This is a genomic window from Microbispora sp. NPDC049633, from assembly GCF_040675265.1.
In the GTDB taxonomy this organism is placed as follows: domain Bacteria; phylum Actinomycetota; class Actinomycetes; order Streptosporangiales; family Streptosporangiaceae; genus Microbispora; species Microbispora maris.
In genome coordinates this window covers 1-22,139 of the sequence record NZ_JBFAOO010000124.1, presented here as the reverse complement: position 1 = coordinate 22,139, position 22,139 = coordinate 1, and the positions used below count along the sequence as shown (strand labels likewise).

At 73.3% G+C, this 22,139-nt stretch carries 20 protein-coding genes and 1 pseudogene; 8 read left to right on the top strand and 13 right to left on the bottom strand.

Features of this window, described 5'->3' with window-relative positions; all coding sequences use genetic code 11:
• Positions 1–492, top strand: a pseudogene (locus AB0J39_RS26845) (hypothetical protein); the annotation flags it as partial.
• Positions 493–519: 27 nt separating this feature from the next.
• On the opposite strand, the gene AB0J39_RS26840 reads toward AB0J39_RS26845, so the two are convergent.
• Together AB0J39_RS26840 and AB0J39_RS26835 are read right to left on the bottom strand one after the other, a co-directional pair.
• Positions 520–1,692 (bottom strand): acyl-CoA dehydrogenase family protein, encoded by a 1,173-nt coding sequence (locus tag AB0J39_RS26840; RefSeq protein ID WP_363469345.1) that lies wholly within the window; start codon positions 1,690–1,692, stop codon positions 520–522.
• Positions 1,692–2,786: an acyl-CoA dehydrogenase family protein gene (locus AB0J39_RS26835; protein WP_363469343.1), complete on the bottom strand. Its 1,095-nt coding sequence runs from the start codon at positions 2,784–2,786 to the stop codon at positions 1,692–1,694. Before AB0J39_RS26835 ends, AB0J39_RS26840 begins: the two co-directional genes overlap by 1 nt.
• A gap of 208 nt (positions 2,787–2,994) precedes the next feature.
• Here AB0J39_RS26835 and AB0J39_RS26830 point away from each other — a divergent pair, with 208 nt between their 5' ends.
• The 3 genes from AB0J39_RS26830 (at position 2,995) to AB0J39_RS26820 (ending at position 4,978) form a co-directional block, all read left to right on the top strand.
• Positions 2,995–3,651, top strand: coding sequence for a TetR family transcriptional regulator (locus AB0J39_RS26830; protein ID WP_363469341.1), 657 nt, complete (start codon positions 2,995–2,997; stop codon positions 3,649–3,651).
• Between the two features lie 180 nt (positions 3,652–3,831).
• Positions 3,832–4,680: a hypothetical protein gene (locus tag AB0J39_RS26825; protein ID WP_363469339.1), complete on the top strand. Its 849-nt coding sequence runs from the start codon at positions 3,832–3,834 to the stop codon at positions 4,678–4,680.
• A gap of 127 nt (positions 4,681–4,807) precedes the next feature.
• Entirely contained in the window at positions 4,808–4,978 is a 171-nt protein-coding gene (locus tag AB0J39_RS26820; RefSeq protein ID WP_346224490.1) for a hypothetical protein, read from the top strand.
• Between the two features lie 38 nt (positions 4,979–5,016).
• Here AB0J39_RS26820 and AB0J39_RS26815 read toward each other — a convergent pair whose 3' ends face one another.
• The 4 genes from AB0J39_RS26815 to AB0J39_RS26800 are packed head-to-tail and all read right to left on the bottom strand — an operon-like array spanning position 5,017 to position 8,690.
• Complete coding sequence (locus tag AB0J39_RS26815; RefSeq protein WP_363469337.1) at positions 5,017–5,754, bottom strand: VOC family protein; 738 nt, start codon at positions 5,752–5,754, stop codon at positions 5,017–5,019.
• On the bottom strand, positions 5,741–6,526 hold the full coding sequence (locus tag AB0J39_RS26810) for an alpha/beta hydrolase (protein ID WP_363469335.1): 786 nt from the start codon (positions 6,524–6,526) through the stop codon (positions 5,741–5,743). Before AB0J39_RS26810 ends, AB0J39_RS26815 begins: the two co-directional genes overlap by 14 nt.
• Positions 6,526–7,455: a Rieske 2Fe-2S domain-containing protein gene (locus AB0J39_RS26805; protein ID WP_363469334.1), complete on the bottom strand. Its 930-nt coding sequence runs from the start codon at positions 7,453–7,455 to the stop codon at positions 6,526–6,528. The genes AB0J39_RS26810 and AB0J39_RS26805 overlap by 1 nt, the downstream gene beginning before the upstream one ends.
• Positions 7,452–8,690 carry an FAD-dependent oxidoreductase gene (locus AB0J39_RS26800; protein ID WP_363469332.1) on the bottom strand — a complete coding sequence of 413 codons (1,239 nt, stop codon included), beginning with the start codon at positions 8,688–8,690 and terminating at the stop codon, positions 7,452–7,454. The genes AB0J39_RS26805 and AB0J39_RS26800 overlap by 4 nt, the downstream gene beginning before the upstream one ends.
• A 75-nt stretch (positions 8,691–8,765) precedes the next feature.
• On the opposite strand from AB0J39_RS26800, the gene AB0J39_RS26795 reads away from it, so the two are divergent.
• Positions 8,766–9,929 (top strand): cytochrome P450, encoded by a 1,164-nt coding sequence (locus tag AB0J39_RS26795; protein WP_363469331.1) that lies wholly within the window; start codon positions 8,766–8,768, stop codon positions 9,927–9,929.
• Positions 9,930–9,941: 12 nt separating this feature from the next.
• On the opposite strand, the gene AB0J39_RS26790 is transcribed toward AB0J39_RS26795, so the two are convergent.
• The 3 genes from AB0J39_RS26790 to AB0J39_RS26780 are packed head-to-tail and all read right to left on the bottom strand — an operon-like array spanning position 9,942 to position 12,165.
• Positions 9,942–10,799, bottom strand: a complete 858-nt coding sequence (locus AB0J39_RS26790) for an ABC transporter permease (RefSeq protein ID WP_363469329.1) — start codon at positions 10,797–10,799, stop codon at positions 9,942–9,944.
• Positions 10,799–11,743: an ABC transporter ATP-binding protein gene (locus AB0J39_RS26785; RefSeq protein WP_363469327.1), complete on the bottom strand. Its 945-nt coding sequence runs from the start codon at positions 11,741–11,743 to the stop codon at positions 10,799–10,801. Before AB0J39_RS26785 ends, AB0J39_RS26790 begins: the two co-directional genes overlap by 1 nt.
• Positions 11,744–11,772: 29 nt before the next feature.
• Positions 11,773–12,165, bottom strand: coding sequence for a hypothetical protein (locus tag AB0J39_RS26780; RefSeq protein ID WP_346224481.1), 393 nt, complete (start codon positions 12,163–12,165; stop codon positions 11,773–11,775).
• A 298-nt stretch (positions 12,166–12,463) separates the two neighbouring features.
• On the opposite strand from AB0J39_RS26780, the gene AB0J39_RS26775 reads away from it, so the two are divergent.
• From AB0J39_RS26775 to AB0J39_RS26765, 3 genes are read left to right on the top strand one after another with little or no spacing between them, the layout of a single operon-like run.
• A complete protein-coding gene (locus AB0J39_RS26775) occupies positions 12,464–13,714 on the top strand; it encodes a cytochrome P450 (protein WP_363469325.1) in 1,251 nt (416 codons plus the stop codon).
• Entirely contained in the window at positions 13,711–14,553 is an 843-nt protein-coding gene (locus AB0J39_RS26770; RefSeq protein ID WP_363469323.1) for a methyltransferase domain-containing protein, read from the top strand. The genes AB0J39_RS26775 and AB0J39_RS26770 overlap by 4 nt, the downstream gene beginning before the upstream one ends.
• Positions 14,550–14,735 carry a hypothetical protein gene (locus AB0J39_RS26765; RefSeq protein WP_363469321.1) on the top strand — a complete coding sequence of 62 codons (186 nt, stop codon included), beginning with the start codon at positions 14,550–14,552 and terminating at the stop codon, positions 14,733–14,735. Before AB0J39_RS26770 ends, AB0J39_RS26765 begins: the two co-directional genes overlap by 4 nt.
• Before the next feature lie 86 nt (positions 14,736–14,821).
• On the opposite strand, the gene AB0J39_RS26760 is transcribed toward AB0J39_RS26765, so the two are convergent.
• The 4 genes from AB0J39_RS26760 to AB0J39_RS26745 all read right to left on the bottom strand — a co-directional run.
• Positions 14,822–17,797 (bottom strand): NHLP bacteriocin export ABC transporter permease/ATPase subunit, encoded by a 2,976-nt coding sequence (locus tag AB0J39_RS26760; protein WP_363469319.1) that lies wholly within the window; start codon positions 17,795–17,797, stop codon positions 14,822–14,824.
• Entirely contained in the window at positions 17,794–20,046 is a 2,253-nt protein-coding gene (locus AB0J39_RS26755; RefSeq protein WP_363469317.1) for an NHLP family bacteriocin export ABC transporter peptidase/permease/ATPase subunit, read from the bottom strand. Before AB0J39_RS26755 ends, AB0J39_RS26760 begins: the two co-directional genes overlap by 4 nt.
• 11 nt (positions 20,047–20,057) lie before the next feature.
• On the bottom strand, positions 20,058–20,870 hold the full coding sequence (locus AB0J39_RS26750; RefSeq protein WP_363469315.1) for a DUF2118 domain-containing protein: 813 nt from the start codon (positions 20,868–20,870) through the stop codon (positions 20,058–20,060).
• On the bottom strand, positions 20,867–22,139 hold a 1,273-nt coding region (locus tag AB0J39_RS26745; protein WP_363469313.1), incomplete at its 5' end, for a SagB family peptide dehydrogenase. The genes AB0J39_RS26750 and AB0J39_RS26745, both read right to left, overlap by 4 nt.

The following is a 22,139-nucleotide window of genomic DNA, read 5'->3' as shown; positions in this document are numbered from 1 at the left end:
CAGGCCGAGCCCGTTGCGGCTGCCGAGCCCACGGCGCCTGCCGAGCCCATGGCGCCCGCGGAGCCTGTCGCCCCTGTCGAGTCCAATGCGGCTGCCGAGTTCACCGCGGCCGCCGAGGCCCCCGCGCAGCCGGGACCGGTCGGCCCGGCTCCTGCCGCCGAGGAGGCCCCGGTGTTCCCGCCGGCCTTCCCGCCGGCTTTCGAGGTCCCGGACGGGCCGCCGTCGGAGGGGGACGACGAGCGCGCCGCCCACACGTTCGGGACGGAGGCGGACATCCTGGTCCACCCGGTCGCCGCGGCGGTCTCCGCTCCGCTGCCCCCCGCCCCCCGGCGTACGGGCCGCAGGCACGCCGGCAAGCCGTCCGGCGACGGCAGCGGCGCGAGCAAGGGCCGGCGCGCCAAGGGCGACCGGCACTACGACTGGCTGTGGGAGGTCGTCGGCATCCTGATCTGCCTGGTCATCGCGCTGGCCGTCTTCTACTTCGTGCAGTGATCGTCACTCGCCCGAAGGGGGAACGCGTCAGCGGGGAGGCTTGGGCAGGCCGAGGCCGAGCATCGCGATCAGCTCGCGCTGCACCTCGTTGACCCCGCCGCCGAAGGTGAGCACGAGCGCGCCCTTGACGCCCCGGTCCACCCGTTCGGCCAGGTCCCGGGTCTCCTCGTCGTACGGGTCGCCGAAGCGGGCCAGCGTGTCGCCGACGATGCGGCCGACCTCCTGCATCCGCTCGGAGGCGTAGATCTTGGTGGCCGACGCGTCGGGCGCGCCCAGCCAGCCGAGGTCCATCAGTGCCGCGACCTGCCAGTTCAGCAGCTCGTTCGTGCGGAAGTAGACGTACACCTCGGCGACGGCCCGCCGTACGCCGGGGTGCTCCCACAGCGGCGCGCCGTCGCGGCTCCGGCCGGTCTTCGCCCAGCGGGTGAAACGGTCGAGGGTGTGCCCGATGTTGCCGGCCGGCCCGAGCGTCACGCGCTCGTGGTTGAGCTGGCTGACGATCAGGTCCCAGCCCTTGTTCACCTCGCCGACGACCATGTCGAGCGGGACGCGTACGTCCGAGTAGTACGTCGCGTTGGTGTGGTGGCGGCCGTCCATCGTGATGATCGGCGTCCAGGAGAACCCGGGGTCCGCGCAGTCGACGATCATCATGGTGATGCCGCGGTGCTTCTTCGCCGCCGGATCGGTGCGCGCGGCCAGCCAGACGTAGTCGGCGTGGTGCGCGCCCGAGGTGAACACCTTCTGCCCGTTCACCACGTAGTGGTCGCCGTCCGGCACCGCCGTCGTCCGCAGCGAGGCCAGGTCGGTGCCCGCCTCCGGCTCGCTGTAGCCGACGGCGAAGTGGCACTCTCCGGCCAGGATGCGCGGCAGGAAGAACTCCTTCTGGGCGTCCGTGCCGTACTGCATGATCGTCGGACCGACCGTCTGCAGCGTGATCAACGGATAGGGCACCTCCGCCCGGGTCACCTCGTTGGCGAAGATCTGCTGCTCGACCGGGCCGTAGCCGCCCCCGCCGTACTCCTCGGGCCACCCCAGGCCGAGCTTGCCGTCACGGCCCAGCCTGCGGCAGTGCGCCATGTACGCCTCGCCGAACGGGTCCCGGGCGATCTCGGCGCGCTGCTCGCCGGTCAGGCAGGTCGCGAAGTAGTCCCGCAGCTCGTCGCGGAGCCGCCGCTGCTCCGCCGTCAGGTCGATGAACATCAGACCAGGGCTCCGATCAGGTCGAGCTGGGCCTGCTCCCCGCCCAGCAGGTGGGCGAGGTGCGTGCCCAGGGCGAAGTAGCGGTGCAGCGGATAGGTCAGGTCGAGGCCGATGCCGCCGTGCAGGTGCTGGCAGGTGTAGAGCGCCCGCACGGCGTCCCCGGCCGCGTTGCGGGCGGCGACGGCCAGGTCCCGCTCCGCGGGCAGCCCCTCGGTCAGCCGCCACACTCCCGTCCACATCGCCACGTCGAGCGCGCGTGAGGCGATGTAGACGTCGGCGATCTGCATGGTCACGGCCTGGAACTCGGCGAGCACCCGGCCGAACTGCCTGCGCGTGGCGATGTGGCCCTTGGTGAGCGCGAGCGCGCCGGCCAGGACTCCGGAGGCGGTCGCGGTCACGGCCGCCTGGGTGTTCAGCCGCAACGCGGCGACGGCCGCGCCACCCGCCGCGCCCGCGGCACCCGCCTCGCCCGCCTCCCCCACCATCTCGCCCGGCGTGTCCTCCAGGACGACCGCGGCCGAGGGCTCCCCGGCCGGCGACGTGACCGGCAGCAGTCGCGCGTCCCCGGGCCGGACCAGATACAGCCCGAAGCCGCCGCCGGACCGGGCGGGCACGAGGATGGCCGACGCCTCGGCGGCGTACGGGACGATCCCGGGCCGTCCGGTGAGCCTTCCCTCCTCGGCGATCACCGCCGGCGGGTCGCCCGGGCCCGCCCCCGCCGCGCGAAAGGCGACGGTCAGCACCTCCTCCCCCTCGGCGAACGGCGCGAGTGCCCGCCGCTGGGCGTCGGAACCATGCCCGGCGACGGTCAGCGCGGCGATCAGGCCGGGCAGCGCGGGGACCGGCGCGACGCGGGCTCCCGCCTCCCGCAGGATCACCGCCGCCGCGAGCGGGCCGAGCCCGGCTCCCCCCGCCTCGGGCGGCAGGCACGCGCCGAGCAGGCCCGCCTGCGCCAGCGCCTTCCACGCCCCCGCGTCGTACGGCCGGCCGCCGCGCTCGTGCGCCTCGAGCCTGGCCTGGTCCGCCTCCCGGTCCAGCACCGACGCGGCCAGCGCGCGCAACTCCGCATGGGTCTCGTCGAGATCGAAGTCCACCGGACCTCCCGCGTGTTCCACGGATGTGCCTGGGGGCGAGACACCACCCCAAACCGGAAACTAGAACGGATTCTAATATCTGTCCATAGGGCGACCGGGGAACCGGCGGCGACACGCGGGGGAAACACAACGGTCATATACCCGTCAGCGCCTTTTGTGACTGGCGAGTAACCATCCGGAAGGAGCGGAAATCAGATAACGTGTTCCTATGCGCACTTCGCATGCACTCGCCGACGCTCCGCCACCGCTCCCCGAAGGCACCTCCGGCGTGGGCGGCCATCCGGCCCCGACGACTCCCGGGGTCCGCACCCGGAGCCAGCACCAACGGCGCCGGCGCATCGTCCAGGCTGCGGCCGCCCTGGCCTCCCGCGGAGGCGTCGAGGCGATGCAGATGCGCACGGTCGCCGAGCGCGCCGGCGTCGCCCTGGGAACGCTCTACCGCTACTTCCCCTCGAAGATGGACCTGGTCGTGGCGGTGGTCGGCGAGGAGATCGACCTGCTGGAATCCAGCATGGAAAGGCGTCCGCCGACCGCCGCGCACCCGGCCGGCCGCGCCGTCGACGTGCTGATGCGGGCCACACGGGGCCTGATGCGCGAGCCGGAACTCGCCGACGCGCTCATCCGCTCCCTGATCATGGCCGAGGTGGAGGCGCCGTTCGGCGACCGGATGGCCAGCCTGCTGCTCCGCGTCGCCACCGACGGCCGCACGGTGGACATCCCCGCGGACGACCAGCTCGCGCTCACCGGCTCCCTGGCGGGCGTCTGGGTGCAGGAGTTGCTGGAGATGCTGCGTGGACGGCGCACCTACGAACAGATCCAGCACCGCATCGAGATCGCCGCCGAGCGGCTGCTGGCGGGTTTCTAGTTCCCTTTACCCGCCGGTGAGACTTCGCATCCGCCCGGTGACACGACGTCGATAACCGCAGGTAAGACAGCGGAGTCAGACGGACATAGCACTAGAACAAGTTCCAGCCTTATTGGAATAAAATTCCAATCTGCGGGAAAGCGCTTGGACCGGGTGCCCGGGTTCTGCTTCCATGACAGGGTGACGCGCACCCCCGAGATCCCGGCGGCCCGGCCGGACGCCGCCGCTCCGCGCACCGCCTCCCTCCGCGCCGCCTGGGGGCCGCTCGCCCTGTCGTACGCCACGGCACAACTGGTCGAGGTGTTCCTGCACGAAGGGTCGCACGCGCTGGCCGCCCGCGCACTGGGATTCCATCCTGCCATCGGCCAGTTCGTCGAGGTGCACGTGCCCTCGGCGGAACGGGCGCAGGAGGCTCTGGTGGCCGCCGCGGGCCCGGTCGGCAGCCTCGTCACCGGGCTCGTCTGCTGGGCGCTGTACCGCCGCCGCGGGCCCTCCTATCCCCGTCTGCTGCTGATGTGGCTGGCGATGACCGGCGTCGCCGCGTTCCTGGGCTACCTGGTGGTCATGCCGTTGCTCGCACCGGGCGACACCGGCGTCCTGGCCCGGCTCTACCACGTGCCCGTCGCCGTCCAGTTCCTCGTCGCCGCGGCCGGAATGGCTCTGCTCTATCTGGTCACCCGGCCGCTCAGCCGGATGTACCTCGACTCGCTGCCCGCGAGCGTGCCGCTGGACACCCCGCGCGACCGCAAGGCGGCCGTGACCCGCCTGTGGGTCCCCTACTTCCTGGGCCTGGTGCTGCTGGTTCCCGCCGCTCTCGGCGGCGACCTCGAGGTGGTCTTCTACGGCATCCTCGGCTGCTGGGGGCCGGGAATGGCGCTGGTCGGATTCATGACGCCCAATGCGGGCCGGCCGTACGAACGACGGGAGAGGACGGAAACCGACTGGCGGCTGCCCGTGTGGGCGTTTCTCGCCTATGCCGCGGTGGTCGCGTTCTATCTGCTCGTGCTGCGGCCCGGCCTGCATATCTGACGACGGCGGAAATACGCATACGTACGTCCCCGCGATCCGGATGCGTAACAACCGGAATCACCCTGGACGGCCCACCGCAAATGCCCGATGATGCGTTCGCCGAATTCTTTTCCCTCGGGGAGCCGTCATGGGACTGCGCAACATCCGCCTCATCGTGCCGCTGGTGTACGCGATCGCGGTCGTCGTGTCACTGATGATCGACAAGACCGTGGGCGCGGTCGTCGTGGTCGTGGGGGCGCTCCTCGTGGCCGCCTTCTTCATCTGGTTCCGCCCGCGGAGCGGGGCCGGCCGTCCCTAAGCGGAGGCGGCCGTCCCTCAGCGTGGGGCGGCCGTCCCTCAGCGTGGGCGGCCGTCCCTGACGCCGAACAGCGCGCCCCAGGGGTCGCGCAGCACCGCCTCGCGGCCGTCGTGCCCCTGCCCGGCCACGCTGCCGCCCGCCCGTTCGGCGGCCGAGGCCGCCGAGGGCACGTCGTCCACGAGGAAGTAGGACACCCACTGCGGCGACGCCCCGAGCACCTCCTGCCCGTGCGGCGTCCCGAGCGCCTCCTGCCCGTGCGGCGTCCCGAGCACCTCCTGCCCATGCGGCGTCTCCTCGCCGAAGAGCCCGGCGTAGAAGACGCGGGCGGCGGCGGGGTCGGCCGTCCACAGCTCGTGGCCGCAGGTCGCGCCGGACTCGTCGACCAGCACGATGCCCTCCGCCCAGTGGCCCTGCCAGAAACCGACCGACGCGCCCGCCGGGTCGACCGCGAACAGGAACCGCCCGTTCGCGCCGGCGCCGAGCGGTCCGAACACCACGGTGCCGCCCAGGGCCGCCACCCGCCCCGCCACCGCCTCGGCGTCCTTCGCCGCCAGGTAGGTGTTCCAGGCGGCCGTCATCCCCCGCCCCTGCGGCACCCGGCCGAACCCGCCGACGACCTCCCCGCCCCGCCGCGCCAGGCGGTAGCCGTACTCCTCGGGCTCATCGAACGTCCAGCGGAACAGGCCCGCGTAGAAGTCGCGGGCGCCCTCGGGGTCGGCCGCCATGTAGTCCACCCAGCAGGGCGCGCCCTGCGCGTACGTCTCACGCCTCGGCACCGTCTCGGCTCCTTTCCAGGTGGGGCCGGATGAGCCGCGCGGCGGCCTCCGGGCGCTCGATCATGCACAGGTGGCCCGCGTCGGCCATCCGCGCCACCCGGCACCGGGGCACGACCGCGCCCAGCCGCTCGGCGTTGGCCGCGAACGTCGGCATCTCGGCGTCGCCGACGAGGACCAGCGTGTCGGCCCGGATCGCGCCGAGCGCCTGGTCGGTGTGCGTGTGCCGGTGAAAGGCCGCCATCGCGCCCGTGCGCAGCTCGTCCCAGCCGTGCCTGGCGATGACCGACCGCAGGCTCGCCCGCAGCCGGGGATGCGCCTGGGTGCCGCGGAAGATGTCGGGCGGCGAGGACATCCACACGTCCGCCAGGGTGGCGCCGTCGGCGCCGATCCGCCGCAGGGCCATCAGCTCGCGGTAGCGCGGGGCCGTCCCCGCCTCGCTGGGGGCGCCGGCGATGGTGGGCGCGCCGACGACGAGACGTCGTACGACGTCGGGGGCGTCGATGGCGAGCTGGATCCCGGCCAGCGACCCGAAAGACAGGGCGACGACGTCGTGCGCCCCCTCCGCCCGCGCGACGGCCGCGAGTTCGGCGGCCAGGCCCGGCAGCGTCGTCCCCGGCGGCATCGGGCCCGACCCGCCGTGACCGGGCAGGTCCACGCCGACGTGCCGTCTGCCGGGCAGCAGCGCCCACAGATCGCGCCAGGTGGAGGAGTCCATCGTGTAGCCGTGGATCCACAGCACCGCCGGGCCGCCGCCGCTCGCGTGCACCCGCATCACGCCGCTCCCCCCGTCCCGGTCGTGGCGGAGGCTCCGGGAGGCGCGACGGCGCCGAAGGTGGCGCAGAATCGGCGGAAGGCCAGCACGGGCCGATCGCCGGCGTCGTACCGCTGCGGCGCGCCGGGATCGAGATGGTCCCAGACGACGCGGTCCTGCTCGAAGGCGTACCGCGCGCCGTGGACCAGCGCGTCGAGCGCCTCGGCCCGCTCCGGCGGCAGCGCGATGGCGACCCGCCCGACGCAGCCTTCGGAGGTCGGCACGGCGCCCGTGATGATCGTGTACGGCGCGTCCGCGGTGCCCAGTTCCGTCACCACGAGGCTGGGGCTGAAGGCCCGGGCGTAGAACCGGGAGGCGAAGTCGAGGCGGCGCTCCCGCTCCCACGGCGGGGCCTTGGTGCGGAACTCCCCCTCGATCGCCAGCTCGCCGTCGGGGCCGGGCGCGACGCGCATGCCGATCACGCGCGGCACGAGGTGGACCTGGTGGAAGTGCTCCGCGTCGAAGGCGTTCTCCACCACGTACTCCGAGGGGACCGCCACCGGCTGGATCACCGCGCCGACGACCAGGTTGCCGTCCGCCACCTCTTTGATGGTCCGCTGGAAGCCCCGGTCGTCGTCGGCGGACAGCCGCACGAACACCGCCGCGCCCGCCCGCTCGACGGCGTACTCGGCGACCGACCAGCGCCTGGCCGTGTCCCCCAGCGCCACCCGCTTGCCGTGGAAGGGGCAGATGACGCAGTCGCCGTCCAGCTTGCCGCCGTGACCGAGCGCCGCCCCCCGGTGCGGGCACAGCCCGTCGAACACCCGGACACCCGCCTCGTCCCGTACGGCGAGCAGCCTGCGCCCGCCGAGCCGCAGGGGCGTCAGTCCCTCGGCCAGCTCCTCCTCGAACGCCAGCAGATACCAGCCTGTGTGCACCGCAACGCTCATCGCCCTACCGCCTCCAGGACCTCTCCGGCCGCGCGCCTTCCACTGGCCATCGCCGCCTGCACCATCGGGACGCCGGCCGCCGTGGCCTCGCCCGCGAAGAACACCGTTCCGCTCACCGGTTCCGCCCACGCCGCCCGCGCCCACAGGGCGCCGACGCGGGGATAGGTGAACGCCCCCGTCGCCCAGGCGTCCGCGCCCCAGTCGGCCGCCTCGAGATGCTCGGGCCGCGCGTCCCCGGCCCAGGGCAGCACCCGGCCCAGCGGGGGAGGTCCCTCGCGCGCCGCCGCGCGGGCCCGCGCGGCGGCCCCGGCCTTGGCCACCACCAGGACCCGTGTGCTGCCTGCGACGGAGGTCACGAATCCCAGGCCGCCCTCGGCGTCGAACACGACGGCCGACTCCGGGGCGGGCCGGGAGAGCGTGAGCACCCCGCACCACGCGTCGCCGAGGCGCAGCGACTCGGCCGCCGCACGCTTGCGGGCCGGCAGGTCCGCGATCGCGAGAGCCCCGCCGGCGACGACGGGCGGGGGCACGGTCACCACGGCCGCCGCGGCCGTCACCGCGCCTCCGTCGAGGCGGGCCTCCACCCGGCCGCGCGACCAGGTGATGCTCCTGACCGGGCTTGCGCAGTGCACGTCGAGCCCGCGGGCCAGTGTGCCGGGCAGCCGGTCGAACCCTCCGCGAACGGCGAAGCGGCCCTCGCCGACGTCGTCGGCGCGGCGTCCCGCCGCCATGCCCGCCGTGCTGAGCGACTCCGGGTCGGCCGCCCAGTTCTGCCGCAGCCACTCGGCCTGGTCGCCGCGGGTGAGCCGCCCGGCCGCGGGCACGTCCTCCCCCTGCCCGTCCGGCAGCCCTTCCAGCAGGCTCTGCTCCACGGCCCACGGCGGGTCGCCCAGCCGGGCGAGCACGCCGAGCGGCAGCACCCGGCCCGCCGTCGCGACGAGCGCCCGGCCCGGGCTGACCGGCTCGGCCGCGTCCGGTTCCAGCACGTCCCAGGCCGGATTGCGGTCGCCGTGGACCACCTGGGCGCCGAGCTCAAGGGCCGGCTCGCCGTCGCCCGGCCGGTGCGTGCGCACCCGTCCTCCGACACGGTCCCTGGCCTCGACCACGGCGACGGCCAGCCCGGCGTCGCTCAATCGCCGCGCCGCGGCCAGCCCGCTCACCCCCGCGCCGACGACCACTACATCGACCCGCATCGCAGCCTCCCGTATGCCCGATCGGTCAGCAGTTGCTCGCATTGATCCCGATGACGGCCGCCCTGTAGTAGCGTGGCGATGCCGTGATCTTGTGTCCTCAGCCCCGAGGGACCGCCGATGACTGCTCTCCGCCGGCTTCCCGCCGGTCTGGCCCATCCGTTCTCGCCGGCCGGCAGGTCCGACCCGTACCCCGCGTACGACTGGCTGCGGGCCAACGACCCGGTGCACTTCGACGTGACGTCCCGGATGTGGCTGCTGACGGCCCACGAGCACTGCGCGAGCGCGCTCAAGGATCCCCGGTTCTCGGCGGCCCTGGGCCAGCGCGAGCGGGTGCGGGACGACGACCTGCCCGCCTCGATGCTGACCACCGACCCCCCTGACCACAACCGGCTGCGCGCCCCCGGCATGGCCCTGCTCGGACCCGCCGCGGTGCGCGAGCTCGACGGCGACATCGCCGCCGTCGTCGACGGGCTGCTCGACGGGCTCGCGGACGCGGCCGAGGTCACCCGGGACCTCGGCGAGCCGTTCGCGACCGGCGTGCTGGCCCGGACGCTGCTGCTGCCACGCGAGGACGAGGCGGCCTTCGCGGACCTGGCGCGGCGGGCCTCGGTCAACCTCGACCCGCTGGCGGGGCCCCAGGCCGCGCGGGAGGGCCGCGCGGCCATGGGCGAGCTGACCCGTTTCCTCGACGCGCACGTGGCGCGCGGGCCCGGCGGGTCGATCGCGCGGCTGGCCGCGGACGAGCGGCTGACCCGGCCGGAGATGCTGGGCATCCTCTCGCTGGCCGTCGTCGGCGGCTGGCGCCCGCTGGCCGAGATGGTGGGCAACGCGCTGTTCTGGCTGCTGCCCCGTCCCGAGGCGGTGGCCGCCCTGCGCGACGGCGGCGACGACCTGGCCCGTACGGCGGTCGACGAGCTGCTGCGGCTGGAGGCGCCGATTCCCTTCACGGCGAGGGTGACGACCGCCGAGGTGTCCTTCGGGGACACGGTGATCCCCGCCGGTGCGCGGGTGCTCGCGGTGGTCGCGGCGGCCAATCGGGACCCGGACGTCTTCGACCGCCCCGGCGACCTGGTGCTGACCCGGTCTCCCAATCCCCACCTCGCCTTCGGCGCCGGCACCCATTTCTGTCTGGGCGCGCCCCTCGTCCGGCAGGCGGGCGCGCTGCTGCTGCGCGGCCTGGCCGGACGCTTCCCCGCGATCCGCGCGGACGGAGACCCGCCGGCCTGGGCGCCCGTGCTCGTGCCGCGGCGGCTGGGCGAGTTCCGGATCCGGCTCTCCTGATCGGAGGGGTGGTCAGCGGACGTTCGGCCCACGCCAGCGGAAGGTCAGGAAGCTCAGCGCGAGCCCGGCCAGGCACCAAGCGGCCAGCACCAGCGCGACTCGGTCGAGCTCCCACACGCCCGCGGGCTCGACACGGGCGAAGTCGCCCGGCAGGAACACCGAGCGCAACCCCTGGGTCATCCACTTGAGCGGGAACAGCGCCGCCACCGTCTGCATCCACGACGGCAGCTGGCTGTAGGGGAAGAACACCCCCGAGATGAACTGCAGCACCAGGAACGGCAGCGTGACGATGGCCGACGCCGAGCGGGCGTTGGGGATGACCGAGCTGAAGGCCACGGCCAGCAGCGTGCAGGCCACGGCCCCGAGCAGCAGCACCCACACGAGCGTCTCCCAGCGGGCGGCGGTCGAGGGCAGCGGCAGCCCGAACGCCAGCACGCCGACGGCCAGCAGCAGCAGTGTCTCCAGGGTGCCGGTCACGGCCACCCTCGCCACCTTGCCGACGAAGTAGGCGGACTTCGGCATCGGGCTGGAGGCCAGCCTGCGGATCATCCCGGTGTCGCGCTCGATCGCGATGCTGATGGCGAGCCCGTTGAAGCTGACGCTCATCACGCCGCAGGCGATGATGCCCGCGATGAACATCTGCTTGAAGTCGGTGTGGGTGCCGGGCACGGTCCCCGAGAAGATGGAGCCGAGGACGACCAGCAGCACGACGGGCAGCAGCAGGGTGAAGACCAGCGACTGCCGGTTGCGGAAGAACGACTTGAGCTCGACCGACGACCGCGAGACGGCCGCCCGCCATACGGCGGAGCGGACGGGATCGAGCACCACCGCGCCGCCTTCCTGGGTGAGGGCCGCGTTGGGAGCGCTCATCACACGACACCGCCTTCCTGGTTGCTCCGGATGAGATCCAGGTAGATCTCCTCCAGCGACGGCCGGTGGATGCGCAGGTCCGGCAGTTCGCGGACGCCGCAGGCGGCCGCCCAGGGCAGCAGCGCGGCCATGGCCTCGGTGGGATGGTGCGTACGCACGACGACCAGACCTTCCGCCTCCTCCACCACGGCGTCGTCCGGCAGCGCGGGCAGGCCCGCGCCGAGCCCGTCCGTCCTGGCGAAGCTCACCGCCGCGGGCGTCGCGCGCCGGCCGCCCAGCTCCGTCACCGGGCCCGACTCGACGACCCGGCCGTTGACGATGACGGCCGCGCGCTGCGCCAGCGCCTCGACCTCGTCCAGGTAGTGAGTGGTCAGCACGGTGGTCTTGCCCCGGCCGGTGAAGTAGCGGACGAGGTCCCACGCCTCCCGGCGGGCGACGGGGTCGAGCCCCGTCGTCGGCTCGTCCAGGAAGATCAGATCAGGGTCTCCGACGACGCCGACCGCGACGTCGAGCCGCCGCGCCTGGCCGCCGGACAGCGTCTGCGCCTGCTTGCGCGCCTGCTTGCCGAGGCCGACCATGTCGATCACCTCGGCCACCGGCAGCGGCGCGGCGTAGAACGACGCGAAGTGCTCGACCACCTCGCGTACGGTCAGGTCGGTGTACGCCCCCGTCGTCTGGGGGACGACGCCGATCCTGGCGCGCCACTCGGGCGCGTCCTCGGCCGGGTCGCGGCCGAGGACGCGCACGTCGCCGGAGGTCCGCCGGCGAACGCCCACCAGGATCTCCACCGTGGTGGTCTTGCCGGCGCCGTTCGGCCCGAGGAGGGCGAACACCTCGCCGCTCCGCACGTCGAGGTCCACCTCCTCGACCGCGTTCACCGGACCGTACCGCTTGCGCAGGGAGCGCACGTGGACGGGATTCGCCTGGTCGGCGACCGTGGACATGGCCTGGTCCTCCGAGTGGGTCGTGGATGTCAGGTGCAGCAGCAGCAGGGGCAGCAGCAGCAGTTGATGTCGATCGAGTCGGGCGAGGACACGCCGGCCGCGATGGAGTCGAGGTCGCCCTCGTTCAGCTCGGCCATGTCGACCTGCGGCGTCTCGGGGATGTGCAGCTCGAAGCGGCCCGTCTCGAGACCCCGCTCCCACAGCGCGACCTGTACGTCGATGTTGCTGTCGTGGTGACCTTCGGGGATGTTGCGGACGAGCACGACCTCGGCTCCCGCGGGCAGCTCCAGACCGGACTCGGCCAGGGCCGAGCGGGGGTCGGAGTCCAGCCGCGCCGAGTATTCCTCACTCGACCACGCCGTGATCAGAACGCGGGTGTACGCGTTCACGAATTCCGCGCGCTGCCTCGGGTCCAAAGACATAACCAGCCTCCCGGCTTTTTCGCGGCGATGTGTCCCGCCGCTTTCAAAATGGAGTCTTACACGGCCGGGAAGTCCGGGACAGACTTAATTTTCGCGCCGGGACATAAGTATTGAGGCCGTGCACGACGGAGACTATGCTCCGATCAGGAAATATCACCCGGTACGTATTGACCGCGAATCGCATGCGCAATTCCCCGGAGAATACGTATTACCGAAAATGGGGGTGGGCATGGCCGGTACGCATAATCGATACGTATCCCTGCCGCCGGGGCCGCAGGGCGCCCAGAGTCTGCGCGCGATGCGCGAGGCCCCGCTGCGCTTCGTCACCAAGATGGCCGCCTACGGCGACGTGACCAGGCACGAGACGGAGACCGGGCCGGTCTACATGCTGCACCGGCCCGACCTGGCCCGGCACGTGCTGAAGGACAACGGCGCCAACTACACCAAGGACCGCACGCCCGACGACGACATGCTGCGTCCTCTGCTCGGCAACGGCCTGCTGACCAGCGGCGGCGAGGAGTGGGCCCGGCAGCGCAAGATGATCGCCCCGGCCTTCCGCCCGACCGAGGTCGAGCGGTTCGACCAGATCATGACCGACGCCGCGGCCGCCCTGACCGAGCGGTGGCGGCGGGCCGGCGAGGAGGGCACGGCGGTCCGGGTCGACCACGACCTGACCGCCCTCACGCTCACCGTCCTCGCACGGGCCATGCTCGGCGCCGACATCGCGGGCGTCGGGGACGGCTTCGGACGGGCGGTGGACGAGGTCAACCGCTTCATCGGCCACTTCGATCCCTCGTCCGAGGGCGGCGGCAGGGAGGGGTTCCGCCGGGCGAAGGCGTTCCTCGACGGTGTCACACGGGCGATCGTGGCCGCCCGGCGGGCCACCGGCCAGGAGGGCGACGACCTGCTCGGCGCGATGCTGGCCTCGGGGCACGCGATGACCGCGACCGACCTGCGCGACCAGGTGCTGACGATCGTCATGGCCGGGCACGAGACCACGGCCAAGGCCCTGACCTGGACGCTCTATCTCCTCGACCGTCACCCCGACGCCGCGCGGGCGGTCCGCGCGGAGGTGGACGAGGTGCTGGGCGGGGACCGGACCGCCACCGCGGCCGACCTGCCCCGGCTGACTGCCTGCCAGCGGGCGATCAAGGAGGCCATGCGGCTCTACCCGCCCGTGTGGCTCATCTCCCGGCGCTCGGTCGAGGCCGACGTCGTCGGCGGCTACCCGATACCGCCCGGCACGCTCGTGTGCGTCAGCCCGTACGTACTCCACCGGGATCCGCGGTACTGGCACGACCCGGAGACGTACGCACCGGACCGGTTCACGGCCGAGCACACCCACGCGGGGCACCAGTACCTCCCCTTCGGCGGCGGCCCGCGGGTGTGCGTGGGCCGCCACTTCGCGATGGTCGAGGCCACCCTCGTGCTCGCCGTGCTGCTGCGCGGCGTGCGCCCGGAGCTCGTCCCCGGCTTCCCCGTCGAGCCCGAGGCCCTCGTGACGCTGCGCCCCCGGCACGGCATGCTGATGGTCCCGAGGCCCCGATGAGCGGGGCGAGCGGGGTGAGCGCCGGCTCCTACGACCCGGCCACGACGACCGCCGGGGGCCTGTCCGGCGAGCTGGCGCGGCTGGAGGCCCAGGCGGAGCTCTCCTTCGACGAGGAGCTGCGGGTCCTGCGCGACGTCGGCGTCCCCGCGCCGCTGCTGGAGCTCGGCGCGGGCTCGGGCGCCGTCACCCGGCGACTGCGGGCCGCGCTGCCGGACCTGCCCATCGTGGCCGCCGACATCGACACCGCGCTGCTGACGCACGCGGCGGACGCCCGGGTCCCCCTGATGGGCTGCGACGCCGTGCGGCTGCCGCTGGCGGACGGCGCGGTCGGCACCGTCCTGCTCCGGTACGTCCTGCAGCACGTGGCCGATCCCGCGGCGGTGGTGGCCGAGGCCCTGCGGGTGCTGCGGCCGGGCGGACGGCTGGTCGTCATCGAGGTGGACAGCATGCTGTGGGGCCTGGCCGACCCGATGTATCCGGAACTGGCCGGCGTCCACGGCCGCATGGCCGGGGCGCAGCGCCAGGCCGGAGGCGACCGGCTGATCGGCCGCAAGCTCACCCGGATCCTGCGCCGCGCGGGCTTCCGCGATGTGGTGCTGCGGCCGTTCGCCACCACCAACGACGACCGCCCCACCGAGGCGTTCGCCCCCCACATGGGGCCGGAGCGGCTGGCGCCGCTGGTCGCCTCCGGGGCCCTGTCCCTGCCCGAGCTCGCCCTGGCGGCCGACCGGTGGCGGCGTTTCCGCGCCGACCCCGACGCCTGGGTCATGCTGCTCGGCCTCGTCGTCGCCGGGACCGCACCGGGTGGTCCCGCCGAATCCGAACGGAGTACGTCATGAGCCCCTTCTGGAAGATCTTCCTGGCGATCTTCTGCTACATCAGCGCCCTTGTGGGCCTCGGGCTGGCCGTCGCCAACGCCAGCGTGAAGCCGCCCGCCACCACCCACGCCTTCGTGTACGGCGGGCTCGGCGTGGTGTTCCTCATCGTCGCCATCGCGATGAGCCGCAAGCCCCGCTACTGAGCCCCCGCTACTGAGCCCCCGCTACTGGGCACACGGACACCGCCGGCGGACCCCCGGGTCCGCCGGCGGCGCACGTTCGGCGACCGTCAGATCTGCCGGCGGGCCAGCCGGGCGAACAACCCGCCGGAGTCCTCCAGCAGCTCGTGGTACCTGCCCTGCTGGACGACGCGCCCGCGGTCGAGCACCACGATCCTGTCGGCGTCCCTGATCGTCGAGAGCCGGTGGGCGATCACGACCCGGGTGGCGTTGAGCTGGCGGGTGCTCTCCGTGACGATCTTCTGGGTGGGGTTGTCCAGCGCGCTGGTCGCCTCGTCGAAGAGCACGATGCGGGGGTGCGAGACGAGAGCGCGCGCGATCATGATGCGCTGCCGCTGCCCGCCCGACAGCGTGTTGGTGCCCTCCGACAACACCGTGTGCATGCCCATCGGCATGCTCGCGATGTCGTCGGCGATGCCCGCCATGCCGGCGGCGTCCCACGCGTCGTCGACCGTGTGATCGGTGCTGCCGATGATGTTGGTCTTGATGTCGCCGGCCAGCAGCGCGCTGTTCTGCAGGACCACCCCGCACTGGCGGCGCACCGCGCCGATGTCCAGCTCGTGCAGGTCCTGACCGTCGTACAGCACCGTTCCTGAGCTCGGCGACTCGAAGCCCAGCAGCAGCCGCAGGATCGTCGACTTGCCGCTGCCGGTCGGGCCGACGATCGCGACGAACTCACCGGGCTCGATCGACACGTCCACCTCGTCCAGGACGAGCGGCCCGTCCTCGCCGTACCGGAAGGACACCCGCGACAGCTCGATCCGGCCCGACAACTCGCCCGGGTCGGCCTTGCCCGTGTGTTCCTCCGGCTCGGCCGCCAGGATCGGCCGCAGCCGCTCCAGCATGGGCACCACGTTCATCGCCGTGATCGCCGCGCCGGTGAACTGCAGCACCGAGGCCAGCAGCAGGTTGAACGCGGCGAAGAACGCCAGGAACGCGGGAACCGGCACCTTCCCGAGCATCGGCCCGGCCACCACGGCGAAGACGACGACCGATGCGACCAGCGGGAAACCGGCGTTGAAGGTCGTGACGAAGTTCTGCACCCGTCGGGCGGACACGCCGACGCTGCGCGCCCTGAGGAACTCCGACGACCAGACCCCGAAGGCCCGGTCCTCGGCCGCCGCCACCCGCAGCTTCGGCACCGCCGTCAGAAGCTGGAAGACCCGTGACGACAGCCGCTGCTCGTGGGTGTAGAGCCGGCGCTGCAGGCGCACCTCGAAACCGCCGGCGACCGCGCACACGAGCACTCCGGCCAGCACGAGCGCCGTCGCGATCAGCGCCAGCCCCACGTCGTAGAAGTAGACGAGCGCGAGGTTGGCCAGGCCGGCGAACAGGCCGAGGGCCGCCGTCGTCATGACGCCGGACAACGTCTCCTGCACCGCGCTGACACCGAGGACCGTGGTGCCCAGTTCGGCGGTGGAGAAACCGGTGAAGAACGTCGCCGGCAGCGACAGCAGCCGCATCCACGCGCCCGCCTGCAGCCGGGCCGACGACCTGCCCTCGATACGCAGCGCGGCGAAGTTCTGCACCACCGACAGCGCGGCCGCCACGAGCGAGCCCGCGATCACCAGCAGCGCGCCCTGCACGATCATCTCGCGCTCGGCCCTGGCCACGTACGTGCCGAGCACGAGGCCGGTCATGGCGGGCACCAGCAGGCCGATGAGGGCCACCAGCGTGCCCAGGCTGAGCAGTGTCCACAGGTCCTTGCGGTTCTTGGCGAGCCCGAACCGCAGCAGCCCGCCCACGCCGGTGACGGTGGGCGGCAGCGGCTCGTACAGCACGTCGGCGTGCCGGGTCAGAGTGCCGGCCGCCTCCGCCGTGACCGGGGTGACGCGGTCCTCCCCCGGCGCGGCCATGACGTAGCGCGACCCGATGGGCAGCAGCGCCACCGGCGCCCCGTCGGCGGCGCGGTAGCCCACCATCGGCCCGATGTCCCGCCGCCACCAGCGGTCGTCCAGCCTGATCCTGCGGGTGCGCACGCCGGAGGCGAGCGCGATGGCCTGGAGCGGATCGATCCGGCCGCCGTGCGTCCCTCCCGGCGGGGGCGCGGTCACCGAGAAGCCGGCGTGCGAGTCCACCAGGCGCGCGGCGGCCAGTGCGGGCGGATCCCCCGCCACGTCGGCGAGGCGGACCCGCGCCTCGGTGTCGCGCACCAGCGTGTCGAACCCGCGGGCGGTGGCGCGCAGCACGTCCCCGCCCCGCTCGGCCCGGCTCGTCAGCACCTTCAGCTCGGCGGAGTTCCGGCGTTCGACCCGCCGGTCGATCATGTAGAGGAAGCGGGTGGTGTACTCGACCCACCGGTGCCACAGCGCGCCCTCGCCGAGCAGGTCGAGGGTCGACCGGGCGCGCAGCCGGGCCGGGCCGAGCGCCACGAGCCAGTCCCGCTCGGTGACGCAGACCTCGCTGCCCGCGCTGAGCTGACCGGCGACGCCCTCGGGCATCTCGATCACGCCTTCCTCGACGGTGATCCACTGGACGCCGTCGACCGAACGGACCGCCTCGCCCTCGCGGACGACGACGGGCTCGTGCGGCACCAGCGGGACGAAGTCGCGCGGGGGCAGCGTGTCGCGAATCGACGTGGCGAGCGCCACCACCCCGGCGTCCAGGCCCCGCACGAACTCGCGCACCGCCAGGCCGTAATCGCGGGTGGGCAGCGCGCGGACCGCCTTGCCCGACTCGGACGGGCCGTGGACGCGCCGCGCCGACAGGCCCTCCAGCCGGGCGAGCGGCAGGCGCGACACGCGGGTGCCGAGCACCGGCCGCCCGACGATGCTGTGCCTGGGTCCCCGGGGCGAGCCGAGCAGCAGAGCGCCCTGCCGCACCCGGCACAGGTAGTTCCATCTGCCGACCGGCCTGCCGTTCTCCAGGCGTACGGCGAACAGGTCGACCGCGCCGTGCTCGACCAGCAGCACCTCGCGCAGGTCGGCGAGCACGAGCAGCCGGTCGGCCGAGTAGTCCACGGGCGTGGCCGCGTCGGTGAAGAACGACGAGAACGCCGGGGATTCCGCCACGGTCGAGACGCTCACTGGTCCGCTCCCTCGCCGCCCGTCCGGGCGTTCTCGATCAGCCGCGCGTAGTGCCCGCCGAGTCGCACCAGGTCCTCGTGCACGCCGCGCTCCACCACCTCGCCCTCGTGCAGCACGAGGATCTCGTCGGCGTCCCGTACGGTCGACAGCCGATGAGCGATGATCAGGCAGGCGCATCCCCGGCGGCGCAGGTTGTCGGCGATCACCCGCTCCGTCTCCGGGTCCAGCGCGCTGGTGGCCTCGTCGAGGACGAGCAGGGTCGGCTGCGCGGCCAGCGCCCTGGCCAGCTCCATCCGCTGGCGCTGTCCGCCGCTGAAGTTGCGCCCGCCCTCGCGCACCCCGCTGTTGAGCCCGCCGGGGCGGGCGGAGATCACGTCGAAGATGGCCGCGTCGTGCAGCGCGGCGGTGACGACCTCGTCGGAGACGTCGTCGCTCCACAGCGTGAGGTTGTCGCGCACCGTGCCCTCGAACAGCGAGATGTCCTGGTCCACGTACGCGATCGAGGCCGCCAGCTCGGTCCGCGAGATCTCCTGGCGGTCACGCCCGTCGAGCAGCACCCGGCCCGACGCCGGCCCGTACAGCCCAGCCGCTAGTTTGCCGATCGTCGACTTGCCGCTTCCCGAGCTCCCCACGATCGCCACCCGGCGGCCGGGCACCACCGAGAACGACACCTGCCTGATCACGGGCTTGGCCAGCGGGTTGTAGCCGAACGTCACCTCCTGGAAGGTGATCGACCCGTCGAGGCGGCTGCCCAGAGGCCTGTCCTCGCGGTCGAAGACGGGCGCACGGGGGTGGCGTTCCACGTCGTACAGGCGCGTGATGTCGGCCGAGATGTCCTGGAGGCGCCCGCCGAGGTTGGTGAGCTGGGTGACCGGCCGCGACAGCGAGCCGAGCAGGCTCTGGAAGGCCACCAGCAGGCCGACGCTGACCGCGCCGTCCACCACCCGCAGGCCGCCGACGAGCAGGATGAGCCCGCTGTTGACCCCGGCGAGCAGTGGCGGCACGACCGTGATGACCGCGCTGGGCACGCCCAGCCGCTGCCGGGCGGTCACGGCCTTGGCCAGGAAACCCGCCCATCTCTGGAACGCGCCGGGCTCGGCGCCGGTGGCCTTGACGGTCTCCACGAGCTGCAGCGTGTTGAAGGTGGCCGAGGTGAGGTTGCCGAGGTCGGCCCGCAGGGCGGCGACCGCGTCGGTCCTGGCCCTCGACACCTGCCGCAGGACCACGATGTTGAGCAGCGCCATGCCCACGCCGATGAGGCCGAGCAGCAGGTCGTACCGGATCAGGACGACCGCGTAGAAGAGCACCAGGACGAGGTTGACGACGGTGATCGCCAGATCCCTGGACAGGATCTCGGCGACCGAGTCGTTGGCCGACACCCGCCTGGCGACCTCGGCGGGCCTGCGTTGCAGGAAGAACTCCACCGGCAGGCGCAGCAGATGCCGGAAGAAACGGGCGGAGCTGACCAGCCCCATCCGTATCTCCATCCGCAGCAGGTAGTGCCGCTGGACCGAGGTCAGCACGAACATCGCCAGGGCGGTCATCGACATCGCCAGCAGCAGCGGCAGGATGAAGCCGGGATTGCGGCCGGTGAGGATGCTGTCGATGAACACCCGGCTGAAGGCCGGCGCGACGATCCCGGGCACGACCAGCAGCAGGCTCGCCAGCAGCACCAGCGGCAGCGCCCGGCCGGAGGACAGGCGGCGCGACAGCAGCGCCTCGGCGACCCGGGTGGGGCGGCCGCCGGGCCGGAAACCGGGCCCGGGCTCGAAGGTCAGCACGATGCCGGTGAACCCCGAGTCGAACTCGTCCCAGTCGAGCAGGCGAGGTCCGCTCGCGGGGTCGTTGACCGCCACCGCCTGCCTGCCGAACCGGGTGCGGATGCCCTCGACCACCATGAAGTGCTGGAACGCCCAGAAGATGATCGCCGGTTTGACGACGTCACGCAGGTCGTCCAGCTCCATCTGGAAGCCCTTGGCCTCCAGCCCGTACTTGCGTGCGGCGGCGATCACGCTCGACGCCTTCGCGCCGTCGCGGGACACCGCGCAGGCGGCCCGCAGCTCCTCCAACGGCACGAATTTGCCGTAGTGGCCGAGGACCATGGCGAGGGCGGCCGCCCCGCACTCGACGGCCTCCATCTGGATGACGGTCGGGGTGCTCCCGCGCCTGCCGCCCCTTCGGGCACGAGTGCGCCCGCGCGGGGCGCGGGGCGGCTGGCTGTCGGCGCGGGGCGCCGTGACCTGGCTCATCCGTCTCCTTCTCAGCGTCCGAGGAGCAGGTTGAAGGGGGTCTGGCTGCTGAGCGTGACCGTGCCCGTCACCGTGACCTGCGACCGCAGCCTCGTCGGGGGACCGGTCTCGGTCGTCCAGGAGTAGCCGGAGGGGGTCGCCGCGTCGGGGAGGAGGTCGACGACCACCAGGCGGGGCGGCTGCGCGGTGACGTAGCCGCGGGCCGCGAGGTCCCCGCCGACGAGACCGGCGACGCCCTCCGCCATAAGGGGGTAGGGGCTGATCGAGGTCACCGTGCCGCGCAGCAGCCCGAACACACCGGGCGGGGCGTCGGCGACCGCGAGGTCGACCGTACGGCCGGGGGCGATGCCGAGCGCGTGGTCGCCCGGCACGAACAGCATCGCGACCAGGCGGTCGTGGGGATCGTCGGTCCGCTCCATGGCGAGCAGCCCGTCGCCCTCGCGGACCATCGCGCCCGCCCTCGCCGACGTGGTGACGACCTCCCCGGTGAACGGGCTGCTCACGGTGCGCACGGTGCCGTCGGCCCGCTGGACCTCCGCCACCGCCTGACCACGCGTCACCCGCAGGCCGGGGCTCACCATCATGGTCCGCACGGTCCCGGTGTAGGGGCTCTGCAGCTCGGCGGTGCCCGCCGGACGGGTCAGCAGCCCCTTGGCGGTGACGGTGACCGGCAACCGGCCGACGAACGACCACGCCCCCGCGGCGACGACCACGATCAGCACGACGAACGTGGCGATCCAGCCGCGCGGAGAGGCGAGCAGGGTCGGGGAGTCGAGCTCGTCGGGCTCCCGCATCCGCTGCAGGGCCTTGTACCGGAACTTCACGCCGGCACCCCCGTCGGCCATTCCGGCGGCGTCCCCGCCGCGGCACCCGGCCTGCTGCCGAGCACGAGCTCGCCCACGCTGCCCTCCGCGTGCGGGTCGAGGCCGCTGGCCGCGGCGAACTCCGCCGCGTCCCCGCCGCCGAGCCCGCAGACCGCCAGGCCCATGGCCGTGGCCACGAGGTAGAAGGTCTGGTACAGCACGCCGACGTGCTTGAGGATCAGCGAGTACGCGATGGTCTCGTACTTCCACATCACCCGGCCGAAGCGGGCCGTCACGATCAGCAGGACCTGGGGGTCCTCGGTCATCATGGCCGCCGACCTGGCCCGGTCGAGCAGGGTGCGGGTCGCCGGGCCGGGATCGGCCACCCGTTCCAGGGCGTGCGCGTGGGCGGCGTAGTGCCACAGCCCGGGCTCCAGGCCCTCGCAGGAGACGACGAGGGGGTAGACCTCCAGCTCGTGGACGGCGCCTCCGGACGGATAGGGCCGGTCGGCCAGCTCCTGGCCGTCCTCACCGGTGAACGTGCGCCGCTGGCGCATCGTACGGTAGAGCAGCTCGCCCAGGCGGTCCCGGGTGATCGGGGCGGCGGCGTCGTGCTCGCGGATCGAGCGGCGGCCCTCCAGCACCTCGGTGAGACCGGGATCGGTCTTCGCGATCGCGTCCAGGTCCGGAGGCTCCAGGGCGATCCGGGGACCGGGGAAGGCGTCCGGCGCCACCGGCAGCGGATCCCACACGCCCTTCAGGGGATAGGTGCCGCCGTAACGCCCGGTCGTGCGTGGTTCCCGGGTGCGGGTGTGCAGCCACAGGTCGGCCGGCGACCATTGGGCGAGCGGTGCGGTGCCACGCTCGGGGTCCTCCCCCTCCGGCGTCGGCCGCACCAGCAGCCCGGCGTCGGCGAACAGGCCGAGCACCGCCGCCGTGGTCCCGGCCGGCAGGCCGGGGCAGACGAGCGCGGCCGGGGTCGTCCAGTCCGCGAGCAGGCCGAGCAGCGGGGCGGCGGCCGGGGCGAGCTCGACCCCGAGGGGACTGCGGGGCGCGCGTACCACGAGCCTGCCGTCCTCCGGCGCCGCGACGGCGAACCTCGACAGGCGCACGCGGGTGTCCGCGACGAGCGGCGCGGCCGGGCGCAGGGGGCCGCCGCCGTAGGGACGCAGCACGGCCACCGGATCACCGCCGGACGGCACCACCTTCCCGCCGGACGGCACCACCTTCCCGCCGGACGGCACCACCTTCCCGCCGGACGGCACCACCTCTCCGCCGGACGGCACCACC